Origin of the sequence: Oligosphaera ethanolica (genome assembly GCF_030814695.1) — a bacterium.
GTDB classification, from domain to species: domain Bacteria; phylum Verrucomicrobiota; class Lentisphaeria; order Oligosphaerales; family Oligosphaeraceae; genus Oligosphaera; species Oligosphaera ethanolica.
This window is the reverse complement of sequence record NZ_JAUSVL010000001.1, coordinates 2277001-2292327: the sequence shown is the minus strand read 5'-3', so window position 1 is coordinate 2292327 and position 15327 is coordinate 2277001. Positions and strand designations below refer to the sequence as shown.

Genomic DNA, 15327 nt, shown 5'->3' with positions numbered 1-15327 from the left:
AACGAGAGAGGGCGGCGCGCGTGTTGCAAATCCCTTTGGCTGAGCGGGATTTGCGGCCATGAAGGCAAACGGCCAGCCGGGGGGCTGGCCGTAAACGACAAAGCCCTGGTGATTCGGGGCCGAAAAAAAATGGCTCCGCACTTAACCGAGCCGTCGCCCGGCCAGAGCTTATTGGGCGCTGGCTATCGCCGCCGCGAAAACGCAATCGCCTTCGAAAGCAATCCCGCCAACCGGCCTGCCGATCTGGCGCTGCCCGCCGCGTCGCTTAACACCCGCGTTCCGGTCTCCGACCCCAACCCGTGATCGCCCGGCTCCGTTGCCTCTCCCCGGCTCTCTCGGCCGAGCGGCGGCCCGACCGCCGTCGCTCTCGGCCATGAGGGGAATGCCGCAGGCCTCGCCAAGAGAAGAGCGGGAGACTTCTTCGGCAGTATTGTGGCAAACGTCGGGCATTCTAGTTTGACAACATCTGATAACAACTGACATTATCCGCACACTTTGAGTCTGCTCGGGAATTCCGAACCGGAGGTTACCGATCATGAAAAGAGAACCCGACGAGGTGATGTCAATCGGCGAGCTGGCCGAGTACCTGAAGATCTCGCGGTCGACATTGTACAAGTTGGTTCAAGAGGGCCGCCTGCCGGGGCAGAAGCTCGGCAAGCGCTGGCGCTTCCACAAGGACGCCATCGACGAGTGGCTGAAGCAGCACCCGGAGAACACACGGTCAAGAGCCTGATCCAACGCAGCTTCGAGGAAAACTGACAATGGCGGCGGGCTGCCTTGCGGCATGCCGTTTTGTATAAAGAGGAAAGACAGCACATGGCAAACGGGACAGGAGCCAATCTCGGCTTTGAGGACAAGCTGTGGGCCGCAGCGGACAAACTGCGCGGCACCATGGACGCGGCGGAGTACAAGCACGTCGTGCTGGGGCTGATCTTCCTCAAGTACATCTCCGATGCGTTCATGGAGATGCACGACCGGCTGGCCGCCGACGACTACGCCGAGGCCGAGGACCGCGACGAGTACCTGGCCGAGAACGTCTTCTGGGTGCCCCCGGAGGCGCGGTGGCCCTACCTGCAGAAGAGCGCCAAGCAGGCCAGCATCGGCCAGCTTGTGGACGATGCGATGAAGGCCATCGAGCGCGACAACGTCCAGCTCAAGGGCGTCCTGCCCAAGGACTATGCCCGACCGGCGCTGGACAAGACCCGGCTCGGGGAGCTGATCGACCTGATCGCCACCATCGGCTTGGGCGATGCCGAAAGCCGCAAGAAGGATATTCTCGGCCGCGTCTACGAGTACTTCCTGGCCCGGTTCGCCGAGAAGGAGGGCAAGGGCGGCGGCGAGTTCTACACGCCCCAGTGCGTGGTGCGGCTGCTGGTCGAGATGCTGGAGCCCTTCAAGGGGCGCGTCTACGACCCCTGCTGCGGTTCGGGCGGTATGTTCGTCTCGGCCGCCAAGTTCGTCACCGAACACGCCTCCTCCAACGGACAGGCAGGCGGCAAGAGCAAGGCGCAGACCCAGCGCCGGATCTCGATCTTCGGCCAGGAGTCCAACTACACCACCTGGCGGCTGGCGCTCATGAACCTGGCCATCCGGGGCATCGACGCACACATCGAGTGGGGCGACAGCTTCCTCGACGACAAGCAGAAGGACCTGCGCGCCGACTTCATCCTTGCCAATCCCCCGTTCAACATGGAGGACTGGGGCCATTCGAAGGTGGCCGACGACGTCCGCTGGAAGTATGGCACGCCCCCCAAAGGCGGTGAGCGCAAGCAGAAGGACGGCTCGGTCATCACCGTGGACGGCGGCAACGCCAACTATGCCTGGATTCAGCACTTCCTCTACCACCTGGCCCCGGACGGCACCGCCGGCTTTGTGCTGGCCAACGGCTCGATGTCCTCGAACACCTCCGGCGAGGGTGACATCCGCCAGGCCATCATTGAGGCCGACCTGGTGGACTGCATGATCGCGCTGCCCGGGCAGCTCTTCTACACGACCCCGATTCCCGTGTGTCTCTGGTTCCTCACCCGGCAGAAGACCGCCAACCGGGCCAAGGGCTATCGTGCCCGTTCCGGCGAAACTCTCTTCATCGATGCCAGGAAGATGGGCACGCTCATGGACCGGACCCATCGCGAGCTGTCCGACGAGGACATCGCCCTGATCACCCGCACCTACCACGCCTGGCGTTCCGAGGGCGACGCCTACGGAACCTACGAGGACCAGCCGGGCTTCTGCGGCACGGCCACGCTCAAGGAGATCAAGGAGCACGGCTACGTGCTGACGCCTGGCCGCTACGTCGGCACCGAGGCGGTCGAGGACGACGGCGTCCCCTTCGAGGAGAAGATGGCCGAACTCACGGCGGCCCTCTACGAGCAGATGACCGAGTCCAGCCAGTTGGACAACGCGATCCGCGCCAACATGGAGGCCTTGGGCTATGGCCAGTAATAATAAATTGGTGCCGCCACCAATGACAAATTCCACATGGAGCCACCATGAGCCCCTCCGAGGATAAAATCAGAGATTTGGTCAGTCAAGGAGAAGGACTCTCCACTGAATTCAAGACCTGCCGCAGCCAGCTCAGCCGGGATGTGTACGAATCTGTCTGCGCCTTCCTTAATCGCCATGGCGGGACGATCCTGCTGGGCGTAGAGGACTCGGGCCAGGTCGGCGGTATCGAACCGGACGCGATGGCCCAAATCAGGAAGGACTTCGTCACCGCCGTCAATAACCCGCAGAAGCTGCATCCGCCCGCCTACCTCTCCGTCGTTGAGGTCGAGATGGACGGCAAATCGCTGCTGCACGTCTACGTCCCGGAAAGTTCGCAGGTGCATCGCTGCAACGGCCGCATCTATGACCGAAACGAAGACGGCGACCTGGACATCACCGACAATACCGTGCTCGTTGCCCAACTCTACCAGCGCAAACAGGCCACATACAGCGAAAACCGGGTCTTCCCGCACTTGGGATTGGACGATCTCGACCGCGACTTGATCGCCAAGTGCCGCAAAATCGCCAGGCTTCGCTGGGAAGATCACCCGTGGAAAGACATGGACGATCTCGAATTGCTCAAGAGCGCCCAACTTTACCAGACCAATTCGGAAACCGGCACCAGCGGCATCACCCTGGCGGGAATTCTACTCCTGGGACGGCAGCTTCCGCTGCTGAATACGGTTCCGCATCACCGCACCGACCTGATCCTGCGCAAGGTGAATCTCGACCGTTACGACGACCGGGACTTCGTCGATGTAAACCTGGTCGAGAGCTATGACCGCATCATGGCCTTCGTCCACAAGCACCTGCCAGACCCGTTCTACCTGGAAGGCACGACCAGCATCAGCATCCGCGACGCCATCTTTCGCGAGGTCGCCTCAAACCTCCTGATTCACCGCGAGTACACCAACGCCTTTCCCGCCAAGCTGATCATCGAATACGGCCAGGTCCGCACCGAGAACAGCAGCCGCCCCCATGGATTCGGACGGCTCGACCCTGAGACCTTCACTCCGTTCCCCAAGAACCCCGTGATTGCCAAGTTCTTTCGCCAGATCGGGCGTGCCGACGAACTCGGTTCCGGCATGCGCAAGATGATGAAGTACAGCCGGGCCTACGGTGGCGCGGACCCCGAGCTGGTCGAAGGCGATGTGTTCAGAATAACGGTCAAGGTGCCTGAATTCGGCGAACGCGCGGAACCCGTCGCCCCGGAAGTCACCGACCCAGTCACCGCACAAGTCGGGGCAGAGTCAGGGGCAGAGTCAGGGGCAGAGTCAGGGGCAGAGTCAGGGGCAGAGTCAGGGGCGACAAGAGTCCTGCTGCTTCTGCAAGGACAGCCATTGACGAAATCCGAGATCGCCGCCCGGCTCGGACTGAACACCGTGACTGGTGCCTTGAACAGAACCGTAAGGCGCCTTCTGTCCAACGGGATGATCGAATACACCATCCCCGACAAGCCGAACAGCCGACTCCAGAAATACCGCCTCACCGCCACCGGCAAGCGTCTGACCGACAGGGAGGGCACCGGCCATGGCAAACAGGAATGATACAGCTGTCGTTTTGCGGGAGGAACAGCTTCGCGCCCTCATTTACAAGGTGCGCGGCGTGGAGGTAATGCTGGATCGCCATTTGGCCGATTTGTACCAGATCGAGACCAGAGCACTTAAGCAGGCCGTAAAAAGAAACCGCAGGCGTTTCCCCGAAGATTTCTTGTTCGTGCTGGAGGAATCCGAGATCGACATGCTGGTGTCACAATCTGTGATACCATCCAATAAAGTGGTAATGTGCGAAATCTTGTGATGAACACATGTATTTGCGCCAATGTGACCTAATCTCTTCTTTTGCGAAAGGCTTTTTGACAATAGACTCCTTATCAGGTGGTTATTCATGAATTTGCCCCGTAGGGGCACGACCATGCTTAACCCCAGGCTTCAGCCTGGGGAAGGTGTCCTATCGAACAGTGCCTCGTAGAGGCACTACAGCCCCGAAGTCTTGGTTGAAAATGGTCTGTAATCGTGTTTAGATTGTGTTTGTCAGGCATCCAGTAGTGCCCCTACGGGGCACGATTGACTGGAGAGCATTTTCCCCAGGCTAAAGCCTGGGGTTAAGCATAGTTAAGCGCCTACGGCGCATGTCAAGTATCTCTTTCTATCACAAGATTTCGCACATTACCAAAAAAGTATTCGGCGGAGCGATGCCCTTTGCCATTACCGAACAAGGGGTAGTCATGATAAGAGCGTGGCTTGAGACGGAAGAGGAACAACAAACGACAGGTCAGAAAGGAGGGTAGCAACTGTGGTGAACAGAAATATTGCCGTCATCACTCCGCAGGAAGAAAATATACGCCGACAGATATATACTGTCCGTGATGTTCAGATCATGATTGACCATGATCTTGCCGTCCTCTTTGGCGTCGAAACAAAAGCCATCAACCAGGCCGCCAAGAGAAACCTGTCACGCTTTCCCGCTGAATTTCGTTTCCAGCTTACTGAAAATGAAAAAAACGAACTGGTCACAAGTTGTGACCGGTTCAAAAGCCTTAAACATTCGTCAACTCTCCCGTACGTTTTCACCGAACAGGGCGTGGCCATGCTTTCGGCGGTGCTTCGCAGCCGCACCGCCATTGAGATTAGCATCAGCATCATCAATGCCTTTGTCGCCATGCGACGCTTTCTGGTCGCTCACGAGCCTCTGCTGCAACGCCTGGACACCCTGGAAAAGCGCCAGATTGGGCATGAGATGGTAACCGACGCCCGCTTCGAGCAGGTCTTTGCCGCCCTCGACGCCAAGCGCCAGCAGCCCGAACAGGGCGTCTTTTTCGATGGCCAGGTCTTCGATGCCTATCGTTTCGTCAGCGACCTCCTGCGACAGGCGCAAAAGTCGATTGTTCTCATTGACAATTATGTGGATGATAGCGTGCTGACGCTGCTCGCCAAGCGCCAGACAGGCGTCAGTGTCATTGTCCTTACCCGGAGCATCAGCAAAACGCTGGCCCTTGACCTGGAAAAACATAACGCCCAATACCCGCCCGTCGCCATCCGTGAATTCGCCGACAGCCATGACCGCTTTCTGATCCTCGACGGGAACGTCGTCTACCATCTCGGCGCTTCCCTCAAGGACCTCGGCAAGAAATGGTTCGCCTTCGCAAAAATGGATGCCGGCGCCTTGTCCGTCATGGAACGGGTAGCGGCCATCCTGAAAAAATGCCATGCGTAATGGGAAACGATGCAACGCGGAGACACATAACCATGGCCAATGAGTGGAGAATGGTAACTCTTGGTGACATCTCATGCGATGTCACTTACGGCTATACAGAAAGCGCGTCTATAGATCGTGTGGGACCTCGTTTTCTGCGGATTACTGACATTCAGAATGGTGTTGTCGACTGGCACACCGTGCCATATTGTCAAATAACTCCTGAACAACACGAAAAATACCGGCTTCACCAAGGTGACATAGTCGTTGCCCGTACCGGCAATAGTACGGGAGAGAACTACCTCTTCGATAGCACCGAGGATGCAGTGTTTGCATCCTACCTGATTCGGTTTAAAATCGACCCATGCAAGGCAGATGCACGGTTTGTTTGGTTCACCATGCGCTCCCAATACTGGTGGACCTATGTAAATGCTTCAAAGACCGGATCAGCACAAGCTGGTGCCAATGCTAAGGTTCTCCGTGACTATCCGATTTCATTACCACCCCTTCCCGAGCAGCGCGCCATCGCGCACGTGCTCGGGACGCTGGACGACAAGATTGAGTGCAACCGGCGGCTGAACCGCACCCTTGAGGGCATCGTCCGCGCCCTGTTCAAGAGCTGGTTCATCGACTTCGACCCGGTGATCGACAACGCCCTGGCCGCCGGAAAGCCCATCCCCGACGAACTCGCCGACCGCGCCGCCCTCCGCCAGCAGGCCGCCGAAGAACACGCCAAGCCCCTCCCCGACGACCTCCGCGCCCTCTTCCCCGCCGAATTCACCCACACAGACGCCATGGGCTGGATTCCCAAGGGGTGGAGTATTCGTGCTCTCGACCAAGTCGCCGACTACATGAATGGGTTGGCCTGCCAGAAGTACCCGGTGCAGGACGGCGAACACGGCCTGCCAGTCATCAAGATTCGCGAGCTGCGGAGCGGGATCAGCGAACAAACGGACAGGGCGACCGCCTCCGTGCCGAAAAAGTACCTGGTTGAAGACGGGGACATCCTCTTCTCATGGTCAGGTAGCCTCTTGGTGCGGCCCTGGACGGAAGGCCCCGGCGTTCTCAACCAGCACCTGTTCAAAGTGACGTCCGATGCCTTCCCGAAGTGGTTCATCTACCTGTGGACGGATCATCACCTTCAGGATTTCATCCAGATCGCAGCAGACAAGGCCACAACCATGGGCCACATCAAGCGCGACCATCTGACTGCTGCCAAGGTTGTCGTCCCAAGTGGCGACGTCCTGGGCGCAGCCGACCGACAGTTGGGTCCGGCCATGGAGAAGGCAATCAGCGTCCTGTTGCAGGCGCAAGCACTGACGAAACTCCGCGACACGCTTCTCCCGTGGCTACTGTCTGGCGAGGTGACGGTTCCCGTCGCGGCCACGCTGACAGCGGAGGCAGATCGATGACGGATTCATACGCATTAACAAGAAGGCGGGCCCGGGGCATTCGCATGGCCTACGTCCTGAACTGCCTTCTTCAAGGGAAGCCACCAACCCCGGGGCAAAAGTCATGGTCAGAACCGCTTTGCTGACGAACCGCGTCGGTTTCGGCGCGAACTTGCAGCGGGGGTGTTTCAGTCAGGTCGTTGGAGTTATCTTAACAGAAAAGTGGACGAAGCTCGACAGGGCGTCATTGCAGGAGGCCAAGCATGAGCCATAGCAAAATGAAAAAAGAGCATCCCGCGCGCATCGAATCGCTGCGGGTGAGGAATTTCCGGGCGTTGCAGGATGTGAAATTGTCGAATATCACGCCATTCATGGCCTTGCTCGGTCCGAATGGGTGCGGCAAATCGACGATTTTTGATGTATTCAATTTTCTGGCCGAATGTTTCCAGTTTGGCTTGCGGCACGCCTGGGACCGGCGTGGCCGCGCCAAAGAACTCAAGACCCGCGGGCAAGACGGACCGATTGTGATCGAAATCGCGTATCGGGAAAAGTCCCACGACCCGGTCATCACCTATCATCTAGCCATTGATGAAGGCCCGCGCGGCCCCTATGTCGCCGAGGAGTGGCTGCAATGGCGGCGTGGTCAGTATGGCAAGCCCTTTCGCTTTCTTGATTATGCGCAGGGAAAAGGGCGCGCCATCAGTGGCGAAATGCCCGACAGCGACGACCACCGGGTTGAAATCCCTTTGCGCTCGCCCGATCTGATTGCCGTAAACACGCTGGGGCAGTTTGCCGAGCATCCCCGGGTGGCCGCTTTGCGCGAGTTCATCGCGGACTGGCACGTTTCTTACCTGTCGATAGAAGACACTCGCGGGCAACCAGAAGCCGGTCCGCAGGAACGCTTGAGCAAGACCGGAGACAATCTGCCCAATGTCATTCAGTATCTGTACGAACAGCACGGTGATCGCTTGGAACAAATTTACGAGGCGTTGCGCCGACGCATTCCCCGTTTGGAAAAGGTGACTGCCGATGCCATGCCTGACGGCCGCCTTCTGCTGCAGATCAAGGATGCTCCTTTCGAGCAGCCGGTACTCTCCCGCTTTGCCTCCGACGGCACCATGAAAATGCTGTCCTATCTGGTTCTGCTGATGGCCCCGCAGCCACCCCGCTTCATCGGCATTGAGGAACCGGAGAATTTCCTGCACCCGCGCCTCCTGCCCGGCCTGGCCGAGGAGTGCCGTGCCGCCGCCGAGAGCTCACAACTGCTGGTTACCACCCACTCGCCATTCTTCATCAACGGAATGCGCCCGGAGGAAGTTCGCGTCATCTATCGTGATGAACGGGGCTTCAGCCAAGTCACTCGAGCCGCCGACATCCGGGGAATTGCCGAATTCATCAAGGCAGGGGCCTCGATGGGCCATCTTTGGCTTGAGGGACATCTGGGACTCGGCGACCCTTTGGTCAACTCTGGCGCGCCAGCTGACAGGAGATGAAGAGAAGATGGTCTCACACATCGAATTTCTGGTTGAAGAACCATCCATGGAAGCCGCTCTCAACGAACTATTGCCGCGACTCCTGGGCAAGATCACCTTCACCATTCACTGCTATCAGGGCAAGAACGGTCTGTTGACGTACCTGCCGCAACGCCTGCGTGGCTATGCGGCTTGGTTGCCCGATGACTGGCGAATCATCGTCGTCATCGACCGTGACGATGATGATTGCCTGGAATTGAAGCATAAACTGGACAACATGGTCGCCACTTCCGGCATGCGCAACAAGTCCACGTCACTGGCCAAGAACTGGCAAGTGGCCAGCCGTCTGGCCATCGAGGAGCTTGAAGCCTGGTATTTTGGGGACTGGTCCGCCGTCTGCGCCGCTTATCCACGCGTTACGGCAAGTATTCCCCTGCGGGCACGGTATCGTGATCCGGACGCCATAGCCGGAGGCACTTGGGAAGCTCTTGAACGGATATTGCAGCGCGCCGGATATTTTCACTCGGGACTGCGCAAAATTGAAGCTGCCCGGGCCATTGCAGTGCACTGGGAACCCTCACGCAATACATCACACAGCTTTCAGACTTTCTGTCGCTGCTTGCACGACATCGCCGAGGCTTCTTTGCATGGAGCATGTTGACAATGCCCGCCATCACCGAGAACATTCTCGAAGAAACGACGCTGTCCTGGTTTGCCGAGCTGGGCTACCGGACCTTGCACGGGCCGGACTTGGCCCCGGATGGGTGCAGCCCCGAGCGCGAAGACTACCGGCAGACCATTCTGGTCGGGCGCCTGCGCCAGGCGCTCGAACGCATCAATCCCGGCGTGTCCGCCGAGGGTATCGACGAGGCCATGCGGCGGATTCTGAACCCGCCGTCGCCCGATCTAATGATGAACAACCGGGCGCTTCACCGCCTGCTGACCGACGGCGTGGACGTGGAGGTGGCCGCGCCCGAGGAGTATGGCGGCACGCAGCATGTGAAAGTCTGGCTCTTCGACCTGGATGACGTGGCGAACAACGAGTTTCTGGCCTTGAACCAATACACGGTCATCGAGGAACCGTCTTCGCAAGGCTCCGCCGTGTCAGGCAAAAAGAACCGGCGCGCGGACGTGGTGGTGTTCGTGAACGGGTTGCCACTGGGGGTGCTGGAACTCAAGAATCCGGGCAGCGAGAACGCCACGATCCGGCATGCCTTCAACCAGTTGCAGACCTACAAGGCGGACATTCCGTCGCTGTTTACCGCCAATGAAGTGCTGGTCATCTCTGACGGCCTGCAGGCCAGGCTCGGAACCCTGAGTAGCGGTTGGGATCGTTTCATGCCGTGGCGGACCGTGGACGGCACCGGTGTGGTGCCCAAGGGCACCCCGGAACTGGAAACGCTGATCCGGGGCGTCTTCGAGCCGAGGCGCTTTCTCGACTACGTGCTGAACTTCGTGGTGTTCGAGGATGACGGCGCGAAGGTGATCAAGAAGGCGGCCGCCTATCACCAATACTGGGCGGTCAACCGGGCCCTGTCCTGCACGTTCTCCGCATGCGGCATCGACACCGACGACATGCGCCTCATCGGGCGTTTCCCGGCCTTCGATCCCAATGGCGAGCTGGCGATTGGCGAGGGGGCGGGCAGGTACGGCAAGGGCACCACGCATTTCGGCGGCCACCGCATCGGCGTGATCTGGCACACCCAGGGCAGCGGGAAGAGTCTCTCCATGACGTTCTACGCCGGAAAAGTGATCCGGCACCCGGACATGGGCAATCCGACCCTGGTGGTGATCACCGACCGGAACGACCTGGACGAGCAGCTCTTCACCACGTTTGCCAACTGTCGCGAGCTGCTGCGCCAGACGCCAGTTCAGGCGGCCAGCCGGGCGCATCTCAAAGACCTGCTGAAGGTCGCCTCGGGCGGCGTCATCTTCACCACCATCCAGAAATTCGCGGGCGACGACACCCTGACGACCCGCGAGAACGTCGTGGTCATCGCCGATGAAGCGCACCGTTCGCAGTATGGTTTCATCGACGGGTTCGCCCGGAAGCTGCATGAGGCGCTGCCGCACGCTTCCTTCATCGGCTTCACCGGCACCCCGGTCGAGACCGACGATCGCAGCACCCCGGCGGTGTTCGGCGACTATATCGACAAATATGACATTCTGCGCGCCGTTGAGGATGGCGCGACGGTGCCGATCTACTACGAATCCCGCCTGGCAAAGCTGGAGCTTGAGGAATCGGAGAGGCCGAAGATCGACCCCGAGTTCGAGGAGATCACCGAAGGCGAGGAAGAGACCCAGAAGCAGCGCCTACGGAGCAAGTGGGCCGCGCTGGAAGCAATGGTCGGCACGGAACGGCGCGTCGGACTGGTGGCCCGCGACCTCGTCGCCCACTTCGAGAAGCGCCTGGAGGTGCTGGACGGCAAGGCGATGGTGGTGTGCATGAGCCGCCGCATTTGCGTGGACATGTACAACGCCATCGTGGCGCTGCGCCCCGCCTGGCACAGCCCCGATGACGCCTGCGGCAGGGTCAAGATCGTGATGAGCGGCAGCGCCTCCGACAATCCGTCGTGGCAGCCGCATATCCGCACAAAGAACGCCCGCGAGGATCTGGCCAGGCGCTTCAAGAATCCCGGCGACGGCCTGCAGATCGTCATCGTGCGGGACATGTGGCTGACCGGCTTTGACTGCCCGTCGATGCACACCATGTACCTGGACAAGCCGATGAGCGGGCACAACCTGATGCAGGCCATTGCCCGCGTCAACCGGGTGTTCCGCGACAAGCCGGGCGGCTTGGTCGTGGACTACCTCGGCCTGGCGGACTCGCTCAAACGGGCGCTGGCCAACTACACGGCCAGCGGTGGCAAGGGCAGCGCTGCCATCGACCGCGAGCAGGCCATGGCGGTGTTCCTCGAGAAGTTCGAGATTGTGCAGCAAATGTTCCATAATTTCGACTACCGGGCGGTCGTCACCGGCCCGGCCTCGGGCCGCATCGCCGGAATCGCGCAGGCCATGGAGTTCATTCTCTCCCTGGAGGACCTGCCTGCGCCGCAAAGTGGTACGACGCGGCAGGCAGGCGGCAAGAAGCGTTACCTTCCCGCCGTCGCCAATCTGTCGAAGGCCTTTGCTCTGGTCGTGCCCGACGAGCGGGCGCTGGCCCTACGCGACGACATCGCGTTCTTCCAGGAGGTGCGTGCCGCGCTGATCAAGGCCACGGGCGACGAGACCGGCAGGAGCCAGTACGAAGTCGAGGCCGCCGTCAGGCAGCTCGTGTCAAAGGCGGTCGCGTCCACCGAAGTCGTGGACATCTTTGCGGCGGCGGGCATGGACCGCCCGGACATCTCGATTTTGTCCGACGAATTCCTCGAGGAGGTCAAGCACCTGCCCCAGAGGAACCTCGCCCTGGAACTCCTGAAGAAGCTCATCAATGACGAGATCAAGGGTCGCTCGCGCAAGAACGTCGTCCAGGCCCGTTCCTTCGCCGAGATGCTCGAGCTGGCCGTGCGCAAGTACCAGAACCGGGCCATCGAGGCGGCCGAGGTCATCCAGGAGCTGATCGACTTGGCAAGGAAGATCCGCGAGGCGCAGGGGCGCGGCGAGAAGCTCGGCCTGAATGACGACGAGATGGCCTTCTATGATGCCCTGGCGGACAACGGCAGCGCCCGCGAGGTCATGGGCGACGAATCGCTCTGCCTGCTTGCCCAGGAGTTGGTGAACCGCGTTCGCGAAAGCGTCAGCATCGACTGGCAGATGCGGGAGAACGCCCGCGCGCAGATTCGGGTGCTGGTGAAGCGCGTCCTGCGCAAGTACGGCTACCCACCCGACATGGCACAGCGCGCCACCGAACTGGTGCTTGAACAGACGGAAGCACTTTGCCGGGAGTGGACGCTGTGACGCTGCCGACTGAAGGGCACAGGGGATGCCGGTGATGTGTAATCGGTCAGTAACCACCCCGGTGGGGAAAACACCGGGGACAATTTGCAGGAAACCCACGGCCAGTCGCCGCCCAGCCATTCGACCTTGATTTCCGCCGACCTTTGCGGCAGCGTGTTTCATAGGAGTAACCACCCCGGTGGGGAAAACACCGGGGACAATTTGCAGGAAACCCACGGCCAGTCGCCGCCCAGCCATTCGACCTTGATTTCCGCCGACCTTTGCGGCAGCGTGTTTCATAGGAGTAACCACCCCGGTGGGGAAAACACCGGGGACAATTTGCAGGAAACCCACGGCCAGTCGCCGCCCAGCCATTCGACCTTGATTTCCGCCGACCTTTGCGGCAGCGGGTTTCATAGGAGCCATTGATAATTGAGCCATAGAGCTTCATGCTGAGTCAAACGCGCCCGTTTCCCTGGCCGCGAAGCGGCACGCGCCCTGGAGGGGCGCGTGTCATCGTAGCCCAGGGCAAGCGACGCCGAAGGCGGAGCGCCGCCCTGGGTACAACGGCGACAATGTTCGTGTTCCTCGGCCCCTTTGGCCCCAGTCGGCGAAGCTGACTGGGGCCAAAGGGGCAATGGAACTCACTTGCTTACCTGGGATTGACATCGGCGGCATGTCTGGAATCCATTATCAATGTCTGACCGATTACGGTAATGAAACACGCGGGAGGGACGCGCCGGGCAGTCGGTGCTACCTTAATGCTTGTTGAGTTGATTTGGGCAACTTGGAGGGTCTTGGCTATGGCAAGTAAGCAGAAACTCTCGCCCGCCTCGGTTGATGGTGAAGGGGTGCCGTCCCGTCGTAGCCGGGGCCGCACACGCGGTACCGCCTCGTTTCCCGCACCACCGTCGCATGCGGGCACGCCGTCGGACTACATCGCCACGCTGAACGAAATCAAGGACCGCATACGCAGCGAACGCGTCCGCGTGGCCATGGCTGCCAACGCAGCCATGGTGTTGATGTACTGGGAGATCGGGCGAGTTATTCTGGCCCGTCAAGCGGATGAAGGCTGGGGCACGAGGGTGATTGATCGGCTCTCCACCGACCTGCGCAACGAGTTCCCGGACATGCAGGGGCTGTCCCCGCGGAACCTCAAATACATGCGAAAATTCGCCGATGCGTGGCCTGATCAGGCAATTGTGCAAGGGGCCCTTGCACAATTGCCCTGGTGGCAGAACATCGCCCTTCTGGAGAAGCTTAACAATGCGCCCACCCGTCTGTGGTATGCCCAGCAGACGATCGCTAACGGGTGGTCGCGCAGCATCCTTGATCTCCAGATCGAGTCTCAAGCTCATCTCCGTCAGGGCAAGGCCGTCAACAATTTTGCCCTGACGCTACCGCCAGCCGATTCAGACTTGGCCGCACAAATCTTCAAGGACCCATATCTGTTCGACTTCATCGGCACCGCCGATCCTCGCCGCGAGCGCGAGGTCGAACAGGCTCTTGTGGACCATGTGCAGAAGTTCTTGCTCGAGCTTGGGGCCGGTTTCGCTTTTGTCGGGCGACAGGTGCATCTGGAGTTCGCCAGCAAAGACTACTACCTCGATCTGCTTTTCTACCATCTCAAGCTTCGCTGCTACGTGGTGGTGGAGCTGAAGGCCGTGCCGTTCGAGCCGGAGTTCGTCGGCAAGTTGAACATGTACATGAGCGCGGTGGACGATCTCTTGCGGCATCCCGCCGACCAGCCGACCATCGGTCTGCTGTTGTGTGCGGGCAAAGATCGGATCATCGCGGAATACGCCCTGAGTGGTTGCAAACGCCCCATCGGCGTGGCCGACTGGACAAAACAACTCACCGAGACCCTCCCCGCCGATCTCAAGAGCAGCCTCCCCACCATCGCGGAGATCGAAGCCGAGCTGAGCGCGGCGGTCGAGCAAACCGCAGCACGCTCCAGACGGGGCCAATCCGACGGAGAAGCTCGCGAAGCGCCTGCCGCCTACGGCACGGATCGCGTGCGGATCGTGAACGCGCCGTTCGCGACCAGCGGCGCCGAGACCCCCTTCGGTTCCCGGCGGGATGGCGGCACAATCCCGCTCTCTCCTGAGCACCTCGCCGCCCTCGCCGCCGGCAAGACACTCGCTCTTGATGTGCGGGACGAATATGTCGCAATCCTTAAAGCGGATGGGGCACAAAGGATACGTGCCAAGGGCAAAGGATAATGTCGTAATCGTGGGCTTTGTCGATGCGCAATGTGATTCTTGTTGTATCGTTCTTGATACTTGAGACTGGAAACAAGGAAAAACGGTCATGAGCTTGGCTCGGAAGAGCGTCCGCAGCGTTGGATGACTTAGCCCAACTTTCGCATTCGGGGGCAAAGCTCGCCTCAAAAAGGCACTACAGTCCTTTTTGAGGCAGAAGTGAGACCGCGTGGACCGGGTGGGCTACGGCGAAGCCGCCCCTGTCCCGCGCATCGTCATTGCCGTCACCCATTCCGCCGATGACTCATCCTGGTCATCGGCGCACAAACAAAAAAAGCCCCGCAAGAATGCAGGGCTAAAAGAATGGCTCCGCACTTAGCCGCACCAGCGCCCGGCCAGAGCTTATTGGGCGATGGCCATCGCCGCCGCGAAAACGGAATCGATCTCGAAAGCACCGCCGCCAACCGGCCCGCCGAACCGGCGCTTCCCGCCGCGTCACTTTACACCCGCGTTCCGGCCTCCGCCCCCAACCCGTGAACGCCCACCGCTGATACCTCTCTCCGACTCTCTCGCCTGCGCCGATCCTGCAAGCTCAACTCCTGCCGTCTTGTTGGATCCTGTCGGATTCTGGCGGGTTTACACTGGCATACATGGACGCGAATGCTATATTCACGAGCATTTGTACTGAGTCGACTATTATTGCGGCAG

General features: G+C 60.0%; 11 protein-coding genes and 1 pseudogene. All 12 read left to right on the top strand.

Translation table 11 applies throughout. The annotated features are described in order from the left end of the window. The first annotated feature begins 129 nt into the window (after positions 1-129). Complete coding sequence (locus J3R75_RS07745) at positions 130-303, top strand: hypothetical protein (protein ID WP_307260927.1); 174 nt, start codon at positions 130-132, stop codon at positions 301-303. Between the two features lie 232 nt (positions 304-535). Further along, positions 536-733, top strand: a complete 198-nt coding sequence (locus J3R75_RS07740; RefSeq protein ID WP_307260926.1) for a helix-turn-helix domain-containing protein — start codon at positions 536-538, stop codon at positions 731-733. Positions 734-816: 83 nt separating this feature from the next. Further along, a complete protein-coding gene (locus J3R75_RS07735; protein WP_307260925.1) occupies positions 817-2442 on the top strand; it encodes a type I restriction-modification system subunit M in 1626 nt (541 codons plus the stop codon). A 47-nt stretch (positions 2443-2489) separates the two neighbouring features. Beyond that, positions 2490-4031, top strand: coding sequence for a DUF8451 domain-containing protein (locus J3R75_RS07730; protein ID WP_307260924.1), 1542 nt, complete (start codon positions 2490-2492; stop codon positions 4029-4031). Continuing rightward, a pseudogene (locus J3R75_RS07725) lies at positions 4015-4251 on the top strand (ORF6N domain-containing protein); the annotation flags it as partial. The gene J3R75_RS07730 and the pseudogene J3R75_RS07725, both read left to right, overlap by 17 nt. 528 nt (positions 4252-4779) lie before the next feature. Further along, positions 4780-5700 carry an ORF6N domain-containing protein gene (locus J3R75_RS07720; RefSeq protein ID WP_307260921.1) on the top strand — a complete coding sequence of 307 codons (921 nt, stop codon included), beginning with the start codon at positions 4780-4782 and terminating at the stop codon, positions 5698-5700. A 32-nt stretch (positions 5701-5732) separates the two neighbouring features. Then, entirely contained in the window at positions 5733-7091 is a 1359-nt protein-coding gene (locus J3R75_RS07715; RefSeq protein WP_307260920.1) for a restriction endonuclease subunit S, read from the top strand. Between the two features lie 242 nt (positions 7092-7333). After that, entirely contained in the window at positions 7334-8563 is a 1230-nt protein-coding gene (locus J3R75_RS07710) for an AAA family ATPase (protein WP_307260918.1), read from the top strand. Beyond that, positions 8499-9203, top strand: coding sequence for a DUF4276 family protein (locus J3R75_RS07705; RefSeq protein ID WP_307260917.1), 705 nt, complete (start codon positions 8499-8501; stop codon positions 9201-9203). The genes J3R75_RS07710 and J3R75_RS07705 overlap by 65 nt, the downstream gene beginning before the upstream one ends. A 2-nt stretch (positions 9204-9205) precedes the next feature. Next, positions 9206-12439: a type I restriction endonuclease subunit R gene (locus tag J3R75_RS07700; RefSeq protein ID WP_307260916.1), complete on the top strand. Its 3234-nt coding sequence runs from the start codon at positions 9206-9208 to the stop codon at positions 12437-12439. Positions 12440-12523: 84 nt separating this feature from the next. After that, the gene (locus J3R75_RS07695) at positions 12524-12847 is read left to right on the top strand and encodes a hypothetical protein (protein ID WP_307260914.1); all 324 of its coding nucleotides are present in this window, start codon (positions 12524-12526) and stop codon (positions 12845-12847) included. 374 nt (positions 12848-13221) lie between these two features. Beyond that, positions 13222-14640, top strand: a complete 1419-nt coding sequence (locus tag J3R75_RS07690) for a PDDEXK nuclease domain-containing protein (protein WP_307260913.1) — start codon at positions 13222-13224, stop codon at positions 14638-14640. Positions 14641-15327 lie beyond the last annotated feature (687 nt).

What these genes read in the sequence shown, in the direction of transcription:
- J3R75_RS07745 (WP_307260927.1), top strand. Translation starts at nt 130, where the DNA reads ATGGCTCCGCACTTAACCGAGCCGTCGCCCGGCCAGAGCTTATTGGGC.
- J3R75_RS07730 (WP_307260924.1), top strand. Translation starts at nt 2,490, where the DNA reads ATGAGCCCCTCCGAGGATAAAATCAGAGATTTGGTCAGTCAAGGAGAA.
- J3R75_RS07710 (WP_307260918.1), top strand. Translation starts at nt 7,334, where the DNA reads ATGAGCCATAGCAAAATGAAAAAAGAGCATCCCGCGCGCATCGAATCG.
- J3R75_RS07700 (WP_307260916.1), top strand. Translation starts at nt 9,206, where the DNA reads ATGCCCGCCATCACCGAGAACATTCTCGAAGAAACGACGCTGTCCTGG.
- J3R75_RS07715 (WP_307260920.1), top strand. Translation starts at nt 5,733, where the DNA reads ATGGCCAATGAGTGGAGAATGGTAACTCTTGGTGACATCTCATGCGAT.
- J3R75_RS07690 (WP_307260913.1), top strand. Translation starts at nt 13,222, where the DNA reads ATGGCAAGTAAGCAGAAACTCTCGCCCGCCTCGGTTGATGGTGAAGGG.
- J3R75_RS07740 (WP_307260926.1), top strand. Translation starts at nt 536, where the DNA reads ATGAAAAGAGAACCCGACGAGGTGATGTCAATCGGCGAGCTGGCCGAG.
- J3R75_RS07735 (WP_307260925.1), top strand. Translation starts at nt 817, where the DNA reads ATGGCAAACGGGACAGGAGCCAATCTCGGCTTTGAGGACAAGCTGTGG.